The organism is Pseudomonas sp. AC247 (assembly GCF_979258015.1).
In genome coordinates this window covers 6,295,366-6,314,894 of sequence record NZ_OZ409829.1, presented here as the reverse complement: position 1 = coordinate 6,314,894, position 19,529 = coordinate 6,295,366, and the positions used below count along the sequence as shown (strand labels likewise).

Here is a 19,529-nt window from a genome sequence, read left to right as displayed (position 1 = left end):
CTTCAGGTCACGGAATCGGCGGCCAGTATCCTCGCGTCACCGACAAACACCAATAGCCCTATTAAAATTGAGGGTTGTCTGAACGCATGGAGCATTCGGGCGACCGGCACAGGAATCACTCCATGAACAGCCGTTCCCCGGCCTGGCGTCACCCGCTGATCCCGACCCTTGCGCTGCTGGCAATGCTTGCCGGCTGCACCGGTGGCGACAACGCCAAGCCGAAAACCCACGCCCTGGCCACTTACTCCAGCGCTAGCTGGGAAGCACTGCCGGCGGTGTCCGACAGCGATCTGGTCGCCGGTTTCGGTTCGTGGCGCAGCGCCTGCACCCGACTCAAGGCTGATGCGGTCTGGGGCACCACCTGCGCAGCCGCCGCCAATGTGCCGCAGAGCGCCACGGAGATTCGTGCGTTCCTCAAACAGAATCTCGACGTTTACGGCCTGCGCGCCGAAAACGACAACCCCAACGGCTTGATCACCGGCTATTACGAGCCGGTCTACCCCGGCAGCCTGACCCCCACCGCGGTGGCCAATGTGCCGGTGTATGGCGTTCCCGAAGACATGATCATTGTCTCGCTCGACAGCATTTATCCGGAACTGAAAGGCAAGCGCCTGCGCGGACGTCTTGAAGGCCGCGTGCTCAAGCCTTACGACGATGCCGCGACCATTGAATCGAAAGGCATCAAAGCCCCCGTGGTTGCCTATCTGACCGATCCGATGAACCTGCAATTTCTGCAGATCCAGGGTTCCGGGCGGATTCAGACCGAGGACGGCAAACAGCTGCGCATCGCCTACGCCGATCAGAACGGCCATCCGTACCGGCCGATCGGCCGCTGGCTGGTCGAGCAAGGCGAGTTGAAGAAAGAAGACGTGACCATGAGCGCGATCAGCAACTGGGCCAAGGCCAACCCGGCGCGCATCCCGGAGCTGCTCGGCAGCAACCCCAGTTATGTGTTCTTCACCCGCAACCCGGACAGCAACGAAGGCCCGCGCGGTTCGCTGAACGTGCCGCTGACTGCCGGCTACAGCGCAGCGGTGGATCGCAAGGTGATTCCGTTGGGCAGTCTGTTGTGGCTGTCGACCACACGCCCGGACGGCACGGCACTGGTGCGCCCGGTGGCGGCGCAGGATACCGGCGGCGCGATTGCCGGCGAAGTGCGTGCGGATCTGTTCTGGGGCACGGGTGACGCGGCCGGACAACTGGCCGGGGACATGAAACAGCAAGGACAGATCTGGATGCTCTGGCCAAAAGGCGCGGCGCTGCCGCAAGTGCCGCAGGTGGCGGACAAACCTTAAAAGCAAAAGATCGCAGCCTGCGGCAGCTCCTACAGGGATAAATACGTCCCCATGTAGGAGCTGCCGCAGGCTGCGATCTTTTGATCTTGCTTTACCTAAACCGAAACAAAGAAGAACGAAGCAATCAACCCCATCCCCACAAACCACACCAGCGAACGCAGGATCGCCCAGTCCGCCAGGTAGCAAATGATGTACAGCAGGCGACTGGTGATAAACAGCACCGCCAGCACATTCACCGTCACCAGCTCCGCCGTGCCCACCAGGTGCGCGACTATTACCGCCGCAGCAAACGCCGGCGTCACTTCAAAGCTGTTCATCTGCGCCGCATGCGCGCGTCTTGCGACACCGTTGAGGCTTTCGAGAAAGTCGCGCGGATCGTGGTTGTCACGCAGGCGGTAGCCGCCCACGGCCTTGGCCACCCCTGTGCAGATATACGGCAGGAAAATCGCGATCAACACACACCACAGAGCCACCGTCATAACGCCGTCCTTCTTTCGAGTTTTAGAATTCGCGAGCGGTCAGAACTTCATCACCAGCATGCCGATCAGCACCAACCCACAGGCTAAGAGCCGTGGCCGGCCAAAAGGTTCTTTGAGGTAGCGCATGCCGAACAGCACCACCAGGATCACGCTGATCTCGCGCAACGCTGCCGCCTCCGCAATCGAGCCCAACTGCATCGCCCATAGCACCAGAGCGTAGCTGGCCAATACGCAGAAGCCCACCGCCAAGCCCAGCTTCCATTGCTCACGCCAGAACTGCATGAACGCCGGACGCTTGGCGACCCATGCCAGCAGCGGAAACGGCCAGGCACTGAGCAACGTGACCCAGACCAGATAATCCAGCGGATGCGACCAGCGCCGCAGCGCCTGGCCATCGATGTAGGTGTAGCAGCCGATGCACAGGCCGATCAGTGCCACCACCGGCAGCATCGACCACGGCAAGTGTTTGCCACCGCCGCCCTGCCACAGCAGGCACGCCATGCCGAACGGGATCAGCATGATCCCGAAGATCTGCTGCGTGGTGAGCACTTCACCGGCGAAGATCAAGGTCAGCGCCAGCACCACCAGCGGCGACAGCCCACGCATCAGCGGATAAACCAGCCCCAGATCGCCGACCCGATATGCCTGGATCAGCAGATAGCGGTAGAGCAATTCAAACGCCGCTGAAGCCAGAATCCATGGCCAGATTTCCATCGGCGGCAAGCTCACAAATGGAAACGCAATGGCGACAACCAGCAGCGCCACGGTGTCCATGCACGCCACCACCAAAAGCCGCTCGGCGCTGAACTTGATCAACGTATTCCACGTCGCATGCAACAGCGCCGCCATCAATACCAAACCCGTCGCCAGCACCTTTCACCTCTTATTTTTATGAGTCCCCGTGTAGGAGCTGCCGCAGGCTGCGATCTTTTGATTCTGATTTTCAACAACAAGATCAAAAGATCGCAGCCTTCGGCAGCTCCTACAGTGAAAATCGATAATTCGAATAGTCAGATTATTGATTCGCGATGTGTCAGCAGCTGTTTATACTGCAAGCGACCACGCCGCACTCAGTTGCGCACAGAAAAATTCCAATAATTCCTGCCTGCACCGACGCTCTTCGAGATCGGTCGTCGGCCTGCGTATGCCTGATCAACGCGTCAAGACTAACGACAGAGACCTTGCGCATGCCACTCGCCTTGCTTGCACTCGCTGTTGCCGCGTTCGGCATCGGCACCACTGAATTCGTCATCATGGGCCTGCTGCCCGACGTCGCCCGCGACCTCGCCGTGAGCATTCCGCATGCCGGCCTGCTGATCACCGGTTACGCGCTGGGCGTGGTATTCGGCGCGCCGATCCTGGCGATCGGCACGGCCAACATGCCACGCAAAGCGACATTGCTGGGCATGACGCTGATGTTCATCCTCGGCAACATCCTCTGTGCCCTCGCCCCCAACTACGCAACGCTGATGGCCGCGCGGGTGGTCACGGCGCTGTGCCATGGTGCATTTTTCGGCATCGGTTCGGTGGTCGCCGCCGGGCTGGTGGCGCCGAACAAACGCGCTCAGGCGATTGCGATGATGTTCACCGGGCTGACCCTGGCCAACGTGCTGGGCGTGCCGTTGGGCACAGCGCTCGGCCAGTACGCAGGCTGGCGTTCGACCTTCTGGGCGGTGTCGGTTATCGGTGTCATCGCTGCCCTCGCACAATGGTTGTGGCTGCCGAAACACATCCCCATGGACAAGGCCAACCTCGCCAGCGAATTCAAAGTGCTGGGCAAGGTCAATGTGCTGCTGGCGCTGGGCATGAGTGTGCTGGCCTCGACCAGTCTGTTCAGTGTGTTCACTTATATCGCGCCGATCCTGCAGGACATCACTGGCGTCAGCCCGCACGGTGTGACCGTGATGTTGTTGCTGTTCGGTGTCGGTTTGACCGGCGGCAGCATGCTCGGCGGACGTTTGGCCGATAGCCGTTTGTTGCCTTCGCTGGTCGGTGTGGCCCTGGCAGTGGTGGTGATTCTGGCGGCGTTCAGCCAGACCAGCCGCTCGGTGGTGCCAGCAGCGATCACCCTGGTGCTGTGGGGGATTTTTGCCTTTGCGCTGTGCCCGATCCTGCAACTGCTGATCATCGATCAGGCGCATGAAGCACCGAATCTGGGCTCGACGCTGAACCAGAGTGCGTTCAACCTCGGCAACGCGGCGGGTGCATGGATCGGCGGGTTGGTGGTTGCCAGCGGCGCAGATCTGGCCGACTTGCCTTGGACGGGTGCCGTGGTCGGTGTGTTGACGGTACTGACGGCGTTGTTCTTCATCTACCTGCAACGGCGCAGCGCGACTGCGGTCAATGTGTCCGGCTAATCGTGTTGTGCCAGGAAGCGCCCTGACCCTAACCCTCTCCCAGAGGGAGAGGGGACTGACCGTGTTGAATGTTCGAGTTACATCGACCTGAAATTTCGAGCCGAACTCAGGCCCTGAAAGACTTGAAGATCTGCTCCCTTTCCCCCTCTCCCTAAGGGAGAGGGCTGGGGTGAGGGGGCTCTTGATCTCATCACACCATCAACTGTGTCCCGATCCTGACTCAACCCATCCAACACCTGCACCAAAGATTCGGTGCGCTATCTTTCCCCCCTCATCCAAAGGACCCCGGATGCTTGAACTCGTCGCCGCTTTCATCTGCCTCACCACCCTCCTCACCTTCGTCAACTTCCGCTTCATCGGCCTGCCGCCGACCATCGGCGTGATGGTTACCGCGTTGATGTTTTCCCTGCTGCTGCAAGGCCTCAGCGTGCTCGGCTACCCCGGCCTCGAAGAACGCGTGCAGCAACTGATCGGCCAGATCGACTTCGGCGATCTGCTGATGAACTGGATGCTGTCGTTCCTGCTGTTCGCCGGCGCCTTGCACGTGAACCTCAACGACTTGCGCAGCTACCGCTGGCCCATCGGCCTGTTGGCGACCTTCGGTGTCCTGATCGCCACGGCGGTGATCGGCAGCCTCGCCTATTACATCTTTGCCCTGTTCGGCTGGCACGTGAGCTTCCTTTACTGCCTGTTGTTCGGCGCACTGATTTCGCCGACTGACCCGATCGCGGTGCTCGGCGTACTGCGAACCGCCAACGCTTCGAAACCGCTGAAAACCACCATCGTTGGCGAATCGCTGTTCAACGACGGTACCGCGGTGGTGGTGTTCACCGTGTTGCTGGGCATCGCCCAACTTGGCGAAACCCCGACCGTTGGTGCCACCGCCCTGCTGTTCGCGCACGAAGCCATTGGCGGCGTCGTGTTCGGCGGGCTGATCGGCTATCTGGTCTACCTGATGATCAAGAGCATCGAGCAGCACCAGATCGAAGTGATGCTGACCCTCGCGCTGGTGATCGGCGGTTCGGCAATGGCCAGCGAACTGCACGTTTCGGCACCGATCGCGATGGTGGTAGCCGGTCTGATCATCGGTAACCTGGGGCGCAACCTGGCGATGAACGACATGACCCGCAAATACCTCGACGGTTTTTGGGAGTTGCTCGATGACATGCTCAACGCACTGCTGTTTGCGCTGATCGGCCTGGAGCTGTTGCTGCTGCCGTTCAACTGGTTGCACTTGGCGGCGGCAGGTTTGTTGGCGGTGGCGATTCTATTGTCGCGCCTGCTCACCGTGGCCCCGGCGATTGTCCTGCTGCGCCGCTGGCGCACGGTGCCGCGCGGCACTATCCGCGTGTTGACGTGGGGTGGTTTGCGCGGTGGCGTCTCGGTGGCGCTGGCACTGTCGCTGCCGCTGGGCACCGAACGTGACTTGTTGCTGAGCATCACCTACATCGTCGTGCTGTCGTCGATTCTGGTGCAGGGCCTGACCATTGGCCGGGTTGTCCGTGGGGTGACTGCCCCACAAGGCGCCAGCGTTGCCGATGCTGCGCACTGACACTTGATCGGGCTCCGTCGCAGCGCATCTGCGCTGCGACGGAGTACATGCAACACCCTCCCCGCCCGATGCGACCTTTTCCTTTACCCGGCCGCTCTCAGCACCGCATCCACCTGCTCGGCCGCGTGCAAAAGAATGCTGTCGTCTCGAAAACCGCCAATCATTTGCAGACCTGCAGGCAACGCCCCGGCATTGCGCACGAGCGGAATGTTGATCTGAGGCAAACCGAACGCCATCCAGAACTTGCTGAAATCCGAAGGCCCGGTCGCGCCAAGGCCCAACGGGGCGACGATGCCGCAGCTCGCCCCCAGCATGGCGTCAAACGGTTTGAATATCGGTTCCAGCACAGCGGCCAATGCTGCCAAACGTTTCTTCGCCGCAGATTCCTGCTCCCACGTCGTCAGGCGGGCGCGTTCGATCATCGCCAACACTTCTTCGCTGAGTAGCTCAGGCTGCGCTTGCAGTTCTTTGGCCAGTGATCGGGCACCCTCGCAATCGTTGATCAACAAATGGTCATCGAATACCGTCGCAAACTCCTCCGGCAACTCCACCTCGTGCACCTGATGGCCCGCCCGGCGCAGATCTTCAACGGCAGCGTCCAGCGATCTGGCGATGTCCTCGTCGACCTGATCCCAGCGCGCGGTGCGACAGAAGCCGAACGTGCACAACTGCCGCTCATGAGCACTCGCCGGCAACCCAGGGATCAAGACCTGAGCCATCAAGTGCAGATCACGCACCGAGCGGCCATACCAACCCACCGTGTCGAAGCTCGGCGCCAGCGGTTTTACCCCCTCCAGAGAAACCAGGCCATAGGTCGGTTTGAACGCATACAGTCCGCAATACGAGGCCGGTTTGATCAACGATCCAGCGGTCTGCGTGCCCAAGGCGATCGGAAAAAAACCGGCCGCCATCCCCGCTGCCGAGCCGGCACTGGAGCTTCCCGGCGTCCGCTCGAAATCATGCGGATTACGCGTCGGCCCGGTGTGCATGTACGCGAATTCGGTGGTGTGGGTCTTGCCCATGATCACCGCGCCGGCCTGACGCAACAGCGCGACGACATGCGCATCACGCGAAGGACAGTTGCCTGCATAGATCGGCGAGTAAAAACCCGTGGGATGATCGGCGGTGTCGAAGATGTCCTTGATCCCCACCGGCACACCGGCAAGGAGGCCATTGGTGTTGCGGTTTTTAATCTGGCGAGCCTGGCGGCGTACCTGATCCGGGTCGACCGCAACAAAGGCTTGTACGCTGTGCTCCTGGGCTTCGACACAATCGAGAAAATGCTCGGCGACCGATTCTGCGCTCACCATGTCCGAACGCACCATGTGCGAAATGGCAGTGGCGTCAGCCTGATTAAAATTGTGCATAGATACCCTGCAGATCAGTGAAGCCCTTTATCTCGATCGGGTTTCCGGCAGGGTCCAGAAAAAACATGGTCGCCTGCTCACCGGGCTCGCCGGCAAAACGAAGGCTGGGTGGCAGGACAAATTCCACTTGGGCTTCGATCAAGCGGTCTTTCAAGACGTGCCAGTCCGACATTTCGAGGATCACGCCCAAGTGCGGCATCGGCACGTTGTGCTCACCGACTTTGCCGGTGTTACTCACCGCAAAGGGCTCGCCCAGATGCAACGACAATTGATGCCCGAAAAAATTGAAATCGACCCAGGTGTCGGTGCTGCGCCCTTCTTCGCATCCCAATAAATCCCCGTAGAACTGGCGGGTAACCTGCAAATCGCGGACGTGCATCGCGAGATGAAAAATCGATTGCATAGAGAACTCCTGACGATCGCCGGACGATAGAAACAGCTCAACGGTTGAAGACTGTGCGGTTTGCATCAAAAGAGCTAGCCTGTAATTCTTTCTGTCATCGAAAGCATTTCTTATGGACTCACGCTATTTAAGAAGCCTGATCACCGTCGTCGAATGTGGCTCGATCGCCCATGCCGCGCGCGTCGAAGGCTTGACGGCCGCAGCGATCAGCCAGCGCATTCTCGCCCTCGAACGGCAACTCGGCTTTGAGCTGTTATCCCGCGTCGGCCATGCCGCCAAGCCGAGTCAGGCCTGCCTCGATTTACTGCCCAGGGCCAGACGCATCGTGCGCGAAGTGGCGTTACTGGCGGGAGATGCGGACCTCGCAGGGCTGACGGGACCGTTGCGCATCGGCGCGATTTCCACGGTTCTGACCGGGCTGTTGCCGGGAGCACTGCGCGCACTGACCGAGTTGGCGCCGGGGCTGACGCCGGTGATCGTGCCGGGAACATCGCGCTCGTTGTATCAAGCACTTCTTTCGGGAGAAGTGGATGCGGCGATCCTCGTGGTTCCGCCGTTCGAGTTACCCAAAGCGCTGCAAGCGGTGTCCCTGCGCAAGGAGCCGCTGGTGTTTCTGTCGAAGCAAACGTCCGCGCAGAGCATCCCCGCACAACTGATGAACCAGCCCTACATCCGTTACGACCCTGACGCATGGGGCGGACGGCACGCCGAGCACTATCTGGCGGAGCATGGACTGACGCCGACGCCGCTGGTCGATCTCGACGCGCTGGAGACCATTGCCATGCTCGTGACGGGCGGCATGGGCGTGAGCCTCGTGCCCTATTGGTCCGGTTTTGAGCAATGGGCTCAGCAATGTGCGGTAAGCCCGCTTGGCACTGACCGCTACGACCGCGAGATAGCGCTGATCAGCCCCGCCCAGACCGATCGGCCGAACATGATCAGCGCCTTGTGCAAGGCGCTTTCAACCGCCGCCCCTGAGCGCAATCAATCTTTCTTCGACTCGCCTTGATCGTCTTCAGGGCCATCGACTTTCGCCGAGCCGCTCTCGCTGCGGATCTGCGCGTGGCTGATCAGGGCGAAGATAAAGCTGCCGCCGATGATATTGCCCGCCAGCGTAGGGCCGGCGAAGACCATCCAGAAATCACTCCACGGCAACTCGCCGGCAAACACCAGGTACGACACTTCGGCCGATCCGACGACGATGTGGGTGAAATCGCCGAGCGCCATGAGGTAGGTGATGAGGATGATGATCCACATCTTCGCGCTCTCCATGGACGGGATCATCCAGACCATGGTGGCGATCATCCAGCCGGAAACGATGCCTTTGGCGAACATCTGGCTGGCGTGGTTCTCCATGACCTTGCGGCCGATTTCGAGGAAGGCGTGGTCAGTCTTGGTGTCGAAGATCGGCAGTTCGAGCATCACGTACGCCACCAGAATCGTGCCGCAGAGGTTGCCGACCAGCACCACTGTCCACAGGCGGATCAGCCGGCCGAAGTTGCGGATCGTCGGTTTGGTCATCACCGGCAGCACGGCGGTCAGGGTGTTTTCGGTGAACAGTTGCTGGCGGGCGAGGATCACCGCGAGGAAGCCTGCGCAGTAGCCGAAACTGGCGATCACCTTGAATTCGTCGCCCTCGGGCAGGCGTGAATTGAGCAAGCCCATGCCCATCAGCGACAGGCCCATGGTCAGCCCGGCGGCGAGCGCCGACCACCAGAGTGCGGCAATGCTGCGCTCCAGTTCCTGATCGCCTTGGGTGCGAATGATTTCATGCAGGACGGCCGCACGGGGCGGCTGGTTTTTCTCGACTTCGTGCTGCTCTTTGGCCGAGAGGTCGGGGGTCTTGCCGTCGGTGGGCGTGGTCATGGCGAGGGAACCGTGGGGGGTGGTGTTTAGCTACGACCCTTGCGGCTTGTAATACGTTCTGTGAGCGCCAAGCAAATCCTCCGCCGGACCTGTAGGAGCTGCCGAAGGCTGCGATCTGTTGATTTTGATTTTTTAGAAACAAGATCAAAAGATCGCAGCCTGCGGCAGCTCCTACAGGGGTCGCGTTATTTGGTGACTAATTCATCTTCCTGGAACTGGTCTTTGACGTATTTGATTTCGGTGCGGCCGTGCGGTGCCGGCAAACCGTCCTCACCGAGGTTCACAAACACCATCTTCTCAACCGTCAGAATGCTCTTGCGAGTGATCTTGTTGCGCACTTCGCAAGTCAGGGTGATCGAGGTGCGGCCGAACTCGGTGGCGGTGATGCCCAGTTCGATGATGTCGCCCTGGCGCGACGCGCTGACGAAGTTGATTTCGGAAATGTACTTGGTCACCACGCGCTGATTGCCCAGTTGCACGATGGCGTAAATCGCCGCTTCTTCGTCGATCCAGCGCAGCAGACTGCCGCCGAACAGGGTGCCGTTGGGGTTGAGGTCTTCGGGTTTTACCCATTTGCGGGTGTGGAAATTCATCTTCACTCCTGAGTGTCTTGCCGAACGATGGACGGTATCTTGGCAGACTGAGCGGTCAGGCTCCATGCGGCTTCGACTATGGTCGTCATTAACGATCTTCATCTGGCCGACAGAAACCCTTTGGAAGATCAGTCTAGACGGCTATAATCGCCCCCGTTTCAAAACGGTAACGTTCACTTGCTACCGTTTTCCCGCCACCTGTCCGAGGGGCGCTGCAGCAGGTTCAACCTGTCAGGCTCGGATGGGGCGTTGACCGGCCTTAGGCTGGACACTAAACGCACAACGGCGCCCATTCGCATACATTACGAATGGAGGCTCTTCATGAGCGCTGTTATCACGCCTGCAGATTTTAACGATTACAAAGTTGCCGACATGTCCCTGGCTGCCTGGGGCCGTCGCGAAACCATCATCGCCGAATCGGAAATGCCGGCTCTGATGGGTCTGCGTCGCAAGTACTCCGGCGAACAGCCGTTGAAAGGCGCCAAGATCCTCGGCTGCATCCACATGACCATTCAGACTGCCGTGCTGATCGAAACCCTGGTTGCCCTGGGTGCCGAAGTACGCTGGTCGTCGTGCAACATTTTCTCGACTCAGGATCAGGCTGCTGCCGCTATCGCTGCTGCCGGCATCCCGGTTTTCGCCTGGAAAGGCGAAACTGAAGAAGAGTACGAGTGGTGCCTGGAACAGACCATCCTGAAGGATGGCCAGCCATGGGATGCCAACATGATCCTCGACGACGGCGGCGATCTGACTCAACTGCTGCACGACAAGTACCCACAAGTACTGGATCGCGTTCACGGCGTGACCGAAGAAACCACCACCGGCGTACACCGCCTGCTGGACATGCTGGCCAAAGGCGAGCTGAAAATCCCGGCCATCAACGTCAACGACTCGGTGACCAAGTCCAAGAACGACAACAAGTACGGCTGCCGTCACAGCCTGAACGATGCGATCAAGCGCGGTACCGACCACCTGCTGTCCGGCAAGCAAGCGCTGGTCATCGGTTACGGTGACGTGGGCAAGGGCTCGGCTCAGTCCCTGCGTCAGGAAGGCATGATCGTCAAGGTTTCCGAAGTTGACCCGATCTGCGCCATGCAAGCGTGCATGGACGGTTTCGAACTGGTTTCGCCGTTCATCGACGGTATCAACGACGGTTCCGAAGCCAGCATCGACAAAGCGCTGCTGGGCAAGATCGACCTGATCGTGACCACCACCGGTAACGTCAATGTTTGCGACGCGAACATGCTCAAAGCCCTGAAGAAGCGCGCTGTGGTCTGCAACATCGGTCACTTCGACAACGAAATCGACACCGCTTTCATGCGCAAGAACTGGGCATGGGAAGAAGTGAAGCCGCAGGTACACAAGATCCACCGTACCGGCGCTGGCGCTTTCGACGCTCAGAACGATGACTACCTGATCCTGCTGGCCGAAGGCCGTCTGGTTAACCTGGGCAACGCCACTGGTCACCCAAGCCGCATCATGGACGGCTCGTTCGCCAACCAGGTTCTGGCGCAGATCTTCCTGTTCGGCCAGAAGTACGCCGACCTGTCGCCAGCCCAGAAAGCCGAGCGCCTGACCGTTGAAGTACTGCCGAAGAAACTCGACGAAGAAGTGGCCCTGGAAATGGTTCGCGGCTTCGGCGGCGTGGTCACCCAACTGACCAAGCAACAGGCTGACTACATCGGCGTCACCGTCGAAGGCCCGTTCAAGCCGCACGCTTACCGCTACTGATTGGCTGAGCGTCGACGCGGTGTGCCTGGCGCACCGCGTTGCCTGACTGGCGCTGCTGACCGCTCTGTGTAGGAGCTGCCGCAGGCTGCGATCTGTTGATCTGCAAAGATCGCAGCCTGCGGCAGCTCCTACGGGGTGCAGCGTCCGGCTTACGTGTTTCCAAGGGTATGACCATGTCCCAAGACCGTCGCTACAGCTTCGAGTTCTTCCCGACCAAGACCGATGCTGGGCATGAAAAACTGCTCGCCACTGCCCGTCAGTTGGCCACTTACAATCCTGATTTCTTTTCCTGCACCTATGGCGCTGGTGGTTCGACCCGTGATCGCACCCTCAACACCGTTCTGCAACTGGAAAGCGAAGTCAAAGTACCGGCCGCACCGCACCTGTCGTGCGTCGGCGACAGCAAGGACGACCTGCGCGGCCTGCTGAACGAGTACAAGGCTGCCGGCATCAAGCGCATCGTTGCCCTGCGCGGTGACCTGCCGTCCGGGATGGGCATGACCAGCGGTGAGCTGCGTCACGCCAATGAACTGGTGGAATTCATTCGTGAAGAAACCGGCGATCATTTCCACATCGAAGTGGCTGCTTACCCGGAGATGCATCCGCAAGCGCGCAACTACGAAGACGATCTGGCCAACTTCATCCGCAAGGCCAAGGCCGGTGCCGACAGCGCGATCACCCAGTACTTCTTCAACGCCGACAGCTACTTCTACTTCGTCGAGCGTTTGCAGGCGCAGGGTGTCGATCTGCCGATCGTGCCGGGGATCATGCCGATCACCAACTACAGCAAACTCGCGCGCTTCTCCGATGCCTGCGGTGCGGAAATCCCGCGCTGGATTCGCAAGCAACTGGAAGCCTACGGCGATGACACGCAAAGCATTCAGCGCTTTGGTGAGCAAGTCGTCAGCGAGATGTGCGAGCGCCTGTTGCAGGGCGGCGCGCCGGGGCTGCACTTCTATTCCATGAACCAGGCTGAGCCTAGCCTGGCGATCTGGAATAACCTGAAGTTGCCTCGTTGAAGCAGCTGCAAGCTTCAAGCTGAAAGCGACAAGCAAGAGCAAAAGATCGCAGCCTTCGGCAGCTCCTACATTGAGATTTCGTATCCCGTGTAGGAGCTGCCGAAGGCTGCGATCTTTTGCTTTTAAATGCCCGAAACAGAGCTTGTGCCGGCACTTTCTGGCTCTTTCGCGTTTCTCGTCGTAATCTCAAGCCATGCCTTTGATCACGCAGTTATTCGCCGTGCTGGTTTTTGCTTGCCTGAGCTTCGCCGCTCGGGGCGAGAAGTTGCGTATTGTCACCGAGCCGTGGGCGCCCTACGTCTATGAAGAGAACGGCAAGAACCTCGGTCTCGACTACGAAACCACGGCCATCGTCTTTAAACGTCTGGGTATCGAAGTGGAATGGCAATTCCTCCCGTGGAAGCGTTGCCTGTCGATGCTGGAGACCGGTCAGGCTGATGGCGCGCTGGATATTTTTCACAGCGACGAGCGCGATGCCACCCTGCTCTACCCGAGCGAACCGCTGTCGGACGTCGAGTTCGTGATGTTCTACGCCAACGCCCGGCCGCATCCGTTCAGCAAACTCGAACAACTCAAGGGCCTGACCATCGGCACCTCACCGGGTTATCTGTACAGCCCCGACTTCAGCAATTCGACGCTGTTTACTCGTGAGCCGGCGCCGACCCACGAAGCCAACTTCGGCAAACTGGTGCGCGGTCGCATCGACCTGTTGATCACCGATCGCCGCGTTGGTCAGCACTTGCTCGATGAATTGAATATTCGCGATCAGATCAGTGAAAATCCGACCGTTATTAGTCGTCAAAGCCAGTTTTTGGCAGTTCGGCGCAATGCCGGCATGGATTTGCTGGTACAGCGTTTCGGTGCCGAACTCAAACGTTTCAAGCGTGAACCGGCGTATGCGGAGCTGAGCACACGCTACGGCGCCGCCCCGTCCGAGGTCACGCCGCTGGGCAATGCCTCGGCTAGCAGTAAAACCGTTGAGCAGCAGGAAAGCAGCGCGCAGTGATTGCTCTGTTATACTCCGGCGTTCCCGCCAGGCTCACGCCCGGACGCCCGGAACCGTAACAGGCCTCTCGACCCGCTACAGCGCAGCCTCCCAGCCCGCGCGAGCGCTCCAGACGTGCCTTCGGAACCGCAGCAGGACCGGACGGGATTGCGTCCTCTTAAACGTGATTCGCGCCAGGCAAGACTCCCATTGGGCCAAGCCCTAACTAAAACAGGATTACTCATGTCCTTTGCTTCCCTCGGTCTCTCCGAGGCTTTAGTCCGCGCCATCGAAGATGCGGGCTATACCGAGCCTACTCCGGTGCAACAGCGGGCCATTCCCGCCGTGTTGCAAGGTCGCGACCTGATGGTGGCGGCTCAGACAGGTACCGGTAAAACCGGCGGTTTCGCCCTTCCGATCCTGGAGCGGTTGTTCCCCAACGGTCACCCGGACAAATCCCAGCGTCATGGCCCGCGCCAACCGCGCGTACTGGTCCTGACCCCGACCCGCGAACTCGCGGCCCAGGTACACGAGAGCTTCAAGATCTACGCCCGTGACCTGAAATTCGTCAGCGCCTGCATCTTCGGCGGCGTCGGCATGAACCCACAGGTTCAGGCCATGTCCCGCGGTGTTGACGTGCTCGTTGCCTGCCCGGGTCGTTTGCTTGACCTGTGCGGCCAGGGCAGCGTTGACCTGTCCCACGTGGAAATCCTCGTCCTCGACGAAGCCGACCGCATGCTCGACATGGGCTTCGTCCATGACGTAAAGAAAGTCCTCGCGCGCCTGCCGTCCAAGCGTCAGAACCTGCTGTTCTCGGCGACGTTCTCCAAGGACATCACCGATCTTGCCGGCAAGCTGCTGCACAACCCGGAACGCATCGAAGTGACGCCGCCGAACACCACGGTCGAGCGCATCGAACAACGCGTCTTCCGTCTGCCGGCCAGCCACAAGCGTGCGCTGCTGGCGCACCTGATCACCGCCGGCGCGTGGGAACAGGTGCTGGTGTTCACTCGCACCAAGCACGGCGCCAACCGTCTGGCCGAGTACCTGGACAAACACGGCCTGCCGGCTGTGGCGATTCACGGTAACAAGAGCCAGAACGCGCGCACCAAAGCGCTGGCCGACTTCAAGGCCAACCAGGTACGCATTCTGGTTGCCACCGACATCGCCGCACGCGGTCTGGACATCGATCAGTTACCACACGTGGTCAACTTCGAACTGCCGAACGTCGATGAAGATTACGTTCACCGTATCGGCCGTACTGGCCGTGCCGGTCGTTCGGGCGAGGCGATTTCGCTGGTCGCGCCGGACGAAGAAAAACTGCTGAAAAGCATCGAACGCATGACCAAGCAGAAAATCGCCGACGGCGACCTGATGGGCTTCGATTCGAGCACCATTGAAGCCGAGAAGCCGGAAGTGCGTGAGCGTCCGGACGTGCGTAATCCGCGCAATCCACGTGGCCCACGCGGCGACGGGCCGAATGGCGGCGGCGGTGGCGGCGGTCGTAAAGACAAAGGCAAAGACAAGGGCAAAGAGAAGCCGGCCGGTGAACGTGGCGAGCGTCCTGCCCGTCAGCAGAAACCGCGCGAAGGCACTCCGGCCCGTGAACAGCGCCCAAGCCAGCCGCCACGTGCGGCGGCTGATCGTGCACCGGACGAGTTCCTCGATGACGATGTGGATAACTTCGGTAACCGCGTTGACTACGTGCCAAAGCCTGCTCCTGCTGGCGGTCGCGGCCGTCGTCCAGGCGCACCGGCCCAGGGCGCAGGCGCAGGTTCGGGCGCACCACGCGGCGGTCAGTCGCAAGGTCGCCAGAACGGTCCGCGCAACAGCAACGGTTCGAGCACCGGCACCCCGCCAGCCAAACGCAGCGGCCCGCGCAACGGCGCACCGCGTGATGGTCAGCCGGCGCGTCGCGATGACGCTTCGTCCTCGCGCAACCGTCGTCCAGCCCGTGACGATCAGCCACGCAGCGAACCGGCCGTACAAAACCCGCGCAGCACTGGCCCGAAGATCATGCACAAGGAGTCGAAAGCCGACCGCTTCCCGACGCCTGAGCAGCTCGATCAACTGCCAAGCCGCCCACGTGGCGAAAAACCAGCCTTGCTGACCCGCAATCGCTGAGTTAACGCTGCAATAAAAAATGCCCCGCCTCGCAAGAGCCGGGGCATTTTTTATCCCTCCGCCATTACCCTAATTCACACAATCCCCCTGTGTACACCACCCCTGTGGCGAGGGGATTTATCCCCGATCGGCTGCGAAGCAGTCGCAGATCAAGCGAACGCGGTCCGTCAGATGCACCGCGTTGTTAGATTTTGGGGCCGCTGCGCGACCCATCGGGGATAAATCCCCTCACCACAAAAAGCCCGACCCCACAGGGAATTGTGTTGTGACGGGCAATAAAAAACGCCCCCGGCCTTTCAACCGGGGGCGTTTTTGTGTGGCGGGGGAAAGTTATTTAACTTTCACGCCTTCCAGCGAGATGTCCAGATCCGCAGTTTGCGAGGTAGGACCTGGGCCCTTGATCCCGAAATCGTTCAGGTTCAGGGTGGTCTTGGCGTTGAAGCCAGCACGCTCGCCGCCCCATGGATCCTTGCCTTCGCCGTTGAACGTAGCCTTGAAGGTCACAGGCTTGGTCACGCCGTGCAGAGTCAGGTCGCCGGTCACGTCAGCAGTCTTTTCGCCGGTCGATTTAACGGCGGTAGAAACGAACTTGGCGTCAGCAAACTTGCCCACGTCGAGAAAGTCTTTGCTGGCGATGTGCTTGTCACGCTCAGCGTGGTTCGACCACAGGCTGGCGGTTTTCACGTCTACAGCGATCTTGCTGGCTTCAGGCTTGGCCGAATCCCACGAGAAGGTACCGTCGAAATCTTTGAAAGTACCGTGGATGAAGCTGTAACCCAAGTGGCTGATTTTCCAGTCAACGAAGGCGTGCTGACCTTCCTTGTCGATTTTGTAGTCCGCTGCCATGGCCTGGGCCGAGAGCAGTGCAGAACCGATTGCCAGAGCGGCCAGAGTCTTTTTCAACATGCTTTCTTTTCCTTTGAGTCGAGGTTGAATTTCAGGCTTTGCGACCGAGCATTCGCGTCAGGGTCGCATCACGATCGATAAAGTGGTGCTTCAATGCTGCCAACGCATGGAGACCGGAAAAAATTACCAGCGCCCACGCCAGCCAGAGATGAATCACCCCGGCGGTATCTGCCTGATCCGGTAGTCCGGAAACCAGTGCAGGAACTTCAAACAGGCCAAACACCGGGATCCCGACACCGTCTGCGGTGGAAATCAGGTAACCGGCAAGCATCACAGCGAACAGCGCCAGATACAGAAACCCGTGGCCGAACTTGGCGCCGATGCGGGTCATCCGGCTGTAGCTCTGCAGCGTCGGCGGTGGTGGGCTGATAAAGCGCCACAGCACCCGCAACACCACCACGGCCAGCAACACCAGGCCAATACTCTTGTGCAGATCCGGCGCTTCTTTGCGCCAGCTGCTGTAGTAATCCAGCCCGACCATCCACAAACCCAGCGCGAACAGCCCGAAGACCACCAGCGCCACGCCCCAGTGCATGAAGATGCTGACCCAACCATAGCGCGAAGAAGAGTTACGTAGCTGCATTGCCCAAATCCTGTGAGAACTGCGAACCAAGACTAGCGAGTTATCTATCGAATTAAAGCGGAAAATTTCGCTTTGAAATATCGAGAAATACGATCAAGAGTCTGTAAGTGGCGTGTTAAGGAAAGATTAAAGGGAAAAGTGTGGCGGGATGTTGTTTCTGAGCAATGGATTTTTGTTGGCAGAGCTGGCCCTATCGCGAGCAGGCTCACTCCTACAGTTGGCCGTATTCCAACTGCAGAAATGCGATCCCTTGTAGGAGTGAGCCTGCTCGCGATAGCGGTCTTACAGGCAAAAAAAAGCGCGGCATAAACGCCGCGCTTCTTCATTCACCGCAAGGCTTACTGCGCCTTGGTCTCGGTCGTTGCCGCAGGCTTGGCCGCTGGCTTCTTCGCCGGTTCAGCCTTCTTCGCTGCCGGTTTCGCCGCAGGCTTTTTCGCGTCGGTTTTAGCCGCCGGCTTCTTCGCCGCAGGCTTGGCCGCCGCTTTCTTCGCCGGTGCAGCTTTCACTGGTGCCGCAGGTTTTGGCGCTTCCACCGGAGCTGGCGCAGGTGCCGGGGTCGGCGCAGGTGCTGGAGCGACCGGAGCAGGTGCCGGCTCCGGCGCCTTCACAGGCTCAGGCTTCTTCTCGTCATCCGAACCGCCGAACAGGTTGCTGAAGAAGTTGCCCTTCTTCGCCGCCACGGCACCCGCCGCGCCTGCCGCTGCTGCAGCCGGAACCACTTTAGCTGGCTCGAACGATTTGCCCGCCGCCAAGTCTTCAACCTGACTGGCCGCACGCTGACCGGTGCGCAGTGCGCCTTCCAGGGTGCCCGGGTACAAGGTGTCGGTGTGTTCGCCAGCGAACGTCACGCGTTGCAGCGGACGTTCCCACAGGCGCCAGAACTTGCTGATCTGGCCCGGGCCGTAAGCCAGGTACGCGCCGCCCATCGACGGGTCGGTGCTGTAGCGACGGATTTCATAACCGGTGAACGAGCCACGGGCCTGTGGATAAAACGCGTGCAGACGGATCAGCACCTGATCGACCATCTGCTTGTCGCCGAACGCCTGCATCACGCGGGCATTGTCGCCGGACAGGTTGATCACCACGTTGGCGCCGCCCTTCAGCGCAGGCTCGATCCAGAGCATGCCGAGACCGGTGTTGCTGTAGATCTCGCCGGACATGCGCGCCTTGCTTTCCCACACCGGCGTCTTGAACTTCAGCATGATCTGGTCGCGCCAACCGTAGTTGGTGCCTTTGATCGCCGCCAGATGCTGAGCATCCAGTGCCGGCGTCAGCGCAATCTTGTTCAGTGCACGCAATGGCACGGCCAACACCACGTAGTCAGCCTGATAGCCAACGCTGCCGACCTTGACGGTCACGCCGTCCTTGTCCTGGGTGATCGCCGACACTGGCGAGTTGGTCTTGATGGTTTTGATCTGTTTGACGAACGCTTGCGCCAGCACCTGGCTGCCGCCGACCAGACGCGATGCGCGCAGGTCACGGTCGGAGATGCCGCGATACACGCGGTTCTGCTGAGCGAAATACAGCAGCGAAAGACGCGAAGGCTCGTCGTAGTGAGTGCGGATGTCCTGGTTGATCAGCTGACGCGCGGTGGCCGGCAGGTTCTGCTTATCGAGCCAGCTCGATACGGTGATCTGATCCAGTGCGTGCAGGGTGTTGGTCGCCGCCGGGTTCTGCGGGTCGTCAATCGAGCGTGCCAGATCGTCGAGGGTTTTCTGGTAGCGTTTCAAGGCATCGGCGGTGGCCGGTTGCTTGGTCGCCAGATCAGCGGCGGAGAAATACTCGCCGTCGATCAGGTAGCCCGGGGTCCGCACGAACTCAGGTGCCGGCGTGGTGCCGAGCTTGAAGGTCGACACGTACTTGTTCAGCACCGGCTGGGTCTTGTCGTTACCGATCCACTCGCTGGTGGCCATGCCCGAGCGACCGCCCAGGCTCGGTTTGGCTTCCAGCAGCGTGACCTGCCAGCCTTTGTTTTGCAGTTCGTAGGCAGCAGTCAGGCCCGACAGGCCACCACCGATCACGATTGCGGTTTTATCCTTGGCCAGCGCCGTAACGCTGAACAGCCCCAACATCACCAGCGCACAGGCGCGCAGCCAACCGACAGACATTCAGCGAACTCCGGAAATACCACAGAAAAAAGCAGTTGTGCGGGTCAGACGACCCAAAGAACCGCGAAGAATACGTTAGCCATCAAAACGCCGCCAGCGACGTCTATCGGCTCATACAAAGTAGCTCAATCGACACAATGGGTTGTTCCCGCGCGACGCAT

At 60.1% G+C, this 19,529-nt stretch carries 17 protein-coding genes and 1 riboswitch; of the genes, 8 read left to right on the top strand and 9 right to left on the bottom strand.

The window, feature by feature from the left end; translation table 11 throughout:
• The first annotated feature begins 122 nt into the window (after positions 1 to 122).
• Positions 123 to 1,295, top strand: coding sequence for a murein transglycosylase A (mltA, locus tag ACZZ0B_RS28625; RefSeq protein ID WP_463546792.1), 1,173 nt, complete (start codon positions 123 to 125; stop codon positions 1,293 to 1,295).
• A gap of 95 nt (positions 1,296 to 1,390) precedes the next feature.
• On the opposite strand, the gene ACZZ0B_RS28620 is transcribed toward mltA, so the two are convergent.
• Positions 1,391 to 1,774 (bottom strand): MAPEG family protein, encoded by a 384-nt coding sequence (locus tag ACZZ0B_RS28620; protein WP_463546791.1) that lies wholly within the window; start codon positions 1,772 to 1,774, stop codon positions 1,391 to 1,393.
• A 39-nt stretch (positions 1,775 to 1,813) separates the two neighbouring features.
• Entirely contained in the window at positions 1,814 to 2,647 is an 834-nt protein-coding gene (locus tag ACZZ0B_RS28615; RefSeq protein WP_158833492.1) for an EamA family transporter, read from the bottom strand.
• Positions 2,648 to 2,961: 314 nt separating this feature from the next.
• Here ACZZ0B_RS28615 and ACZZ0B_RS28610 point away from each other — a divergent pair, with 314 nt between their 5' ends.
• On the top strand, positions 2,962 to 4,131 hold the full coding sequence (locus tag ACZZ0B_RS28610; protein WP_158833494.1) for an MFS transporter: 1,170 nt from the start codon (positions 2,962 to 2,964) through the stop codon (positions 4,129 to 4,131).
• 289 nt (positions 4,132 to 4,420) lie between these two features.
• Positions 4,421 to 5,683, top strand: coding sequence for a cation:proton antiporter (locus ACZZ0B_RS28605; RefSeq protein WP_463546790.1), 1,263 nt, complete (start codon positions 4,421 to 4,423; stop codon positions 5,681 to 5,683).
• A gap of 83 nt (positions 5,684 to 5,766) precedes the next feature.
• Here the strand turns inward: ACZZ0B_RS28605 and ACZZ0B_RS28600 are convergent, their stop codons facing one another.
• Positions 5,767 to 7,050, bottom strand: a complete 1,284-nt coding sequence (locus ACZZ0B_RS28600) for an amidase (protein WP_463546789.1) — start codon at positions 7,048 to 7,050, stop codon at positions 5,767 to 5,769.
• Entirely contained in the window at positions 7,037 to 7,453 is a 417-nt protein-coding gene (locus tag ACZZ0B_RS28595; protein ID WP_158833597.1) for a VOC family protein, read from the bottom strand. Before ACZZ0B_RS28595 ends, ACZZ0B_RS28600 begins: the two co-directional genes overlap by 14 nt.
• Positions 7,454 to 7,565: 112 nt before the next feature.
• Here ACZZ0B_RS28595 and ACZZ0B_RS28590 point away from each other — a divergent pair, with 112 nt between their 5' ends.
• The gene (locus ACZZ0B_RS28590) at positions 7,566 to 8,462 is read left to right on the top strand and encodes a LysR substrate-binding domain-containing protein (RefSeq protein WP_463546788.1); all 897 of its coding nucleotides are present in this window, start codon (positions 7,566 to 7,568) and stop codon (positions 8,460 to 8,462) included.
• Here ACZZ0B_RS28590 and ACZZ0B_RS28585 read toward each other — a convergent pair.
• Together ACZZ0B_RS28585 and ACZZ0B_RS28580 are read right to left on the bottom strand one after the other, a co-directional pair.
• Entirely contained in the window at positions 8,438 to 9,319 is an 882-nt protein-coding gene (locus tag ACZZ0B_RS28585) for a formate/nitrite transporter family protein (RefSeq protein WP_008081062.1), read from the bottom strand. The two genes, ACZZ0B_RS28590 and ACZZ0B_RS28585, sit on opposite strands and share 25 nt — an antisense overlap.
• A gap of 185 nt (positions 9,320 to 9,504) precedes the next feature.
• On the bottom strand, positions 9,505 to 9,912 hold the full coding sequence (locus tag ACZZ0B_RS28580) for an acyl-CoA thioesterase (protein WP_016984776.1): 408 nt from the start codon (positions 9,910 to 9,912) through the stop codon (positions 9,505 to 9,507).
• Between the two features lie 198 nt (positions 9,913 to 10,110).
• Positions 10,111 to 10,210: riboswitch (S-adenosyl-L-homocysteine riboswitch) on the top strand.
• Between the two features lie 23 nt (positions 10,211 to 10,233).
• Here ACZZ0B_RS28580 and ahcY point away from each other — a divergent pair.
• From ahcY to ACZZ0B_RS28560, 4 genes are all read left to right on the top strand, one after another.
• Entirely contained in the window at positions 10,234 to 11,643 is a 1,410-nt protein-coding gene (gene ahcY / locus ACZZ0B_RS28575) for an adenosylhomocysteinase (RefSeq protein ID WP_008083099.1), read from the top strand.
• 173 nt (positions 11,644 to 11,816) lie between these two features.
• On the top strand, positions 11,817 to 12,662 hold the full coding sequence (metF, locus tag ACZZ0B_RS28570; protein ID WP_008083100.1) for a methylenetetrahydrofolate reductase [NAD(P)H]: 846 nt from the start codon (positions 11,817 to 11,819) through the stop codon (positions 12,660 to 12,662).
• A gap of 193 nt (positions 12,663 to 12,855) precedes the next feature.
• A complete protein-coding gene (locus ACZZ0B_RS28565; RefSeq protein ID WP_440095912.1) occupies positions 12,856 to 13,668 on the top strand; it encodes a substrate-binding periplasmic protein in 813 nt (270 codons plus the stop codon).
• A gap of 222 nt (positions 13,669 to 13,890) precedes the next feature.
• Positions 13,891 to 15,771, top strand: a complete 1,881-nt coding sequence (locus tag ACZZ0B_RS28560; RefSeq protein ID WP_008083103.1) for a DEAD/DEAH box helicase — start codon at positions 13,891 to 13,893, stop codon at positions 15,769 to 15,771.
• Positions 15,772 to 16,101: 330 nt separating this feature from the next.
• Here ACZZ0B_RS28560 and ACZZ0B_RS28555 read toward each other — a convergent pair whose 3' ends face one another.
• The 3 genes from ACZZ0B_RS28555 to ACZZ0B_RS28545 all read right to left on the bottom strand — a co-directional run bounded on the left by ACZZ0B_RS28555 (position 16,102) and on the right by ACZZ0B_RS28545 (position 19,368).
• Positions 16,102 to 16,677, bottom strand: coding sequence for a YceI family protein (locus tag ACZZ0B_RS28555; protein WP_008083105.1), 576 nt, complete (start codon positions 16,675 to 16,677; stop codon positions 16,102 to 16,104).
• A 31-nt stretch (positions 16,678 to 16,708) separates the two neighbouring features.
• Positions 16,709 to 17,260 (bottom strand): cytochrome b, encoded by a 552-nt coding sequence (locus ACZZ0B_RS28550; protein WP_463546787.1) that lies wholly within the window; start codon positions 17,258 to 17,260, stop codon positions 16,709 to 16,711.
• 338 nt (positions 17,261 to 17,598) lie between these two features.
• Complete coding sequence (locus tag ACZZ0B_RS28545) at positions 17,599 to 19,368, bottom strand: flavin monoamine oxidase family protein (RefSeq protein WP_463546786.1); 1,770 nt, start codon at positions 19,366 to 19,368, stop codon at positions 17,599 to 17,601.
• Between the last annotated feature and the right edge of the window lie 161 nt (positions 19,369 to 19,529).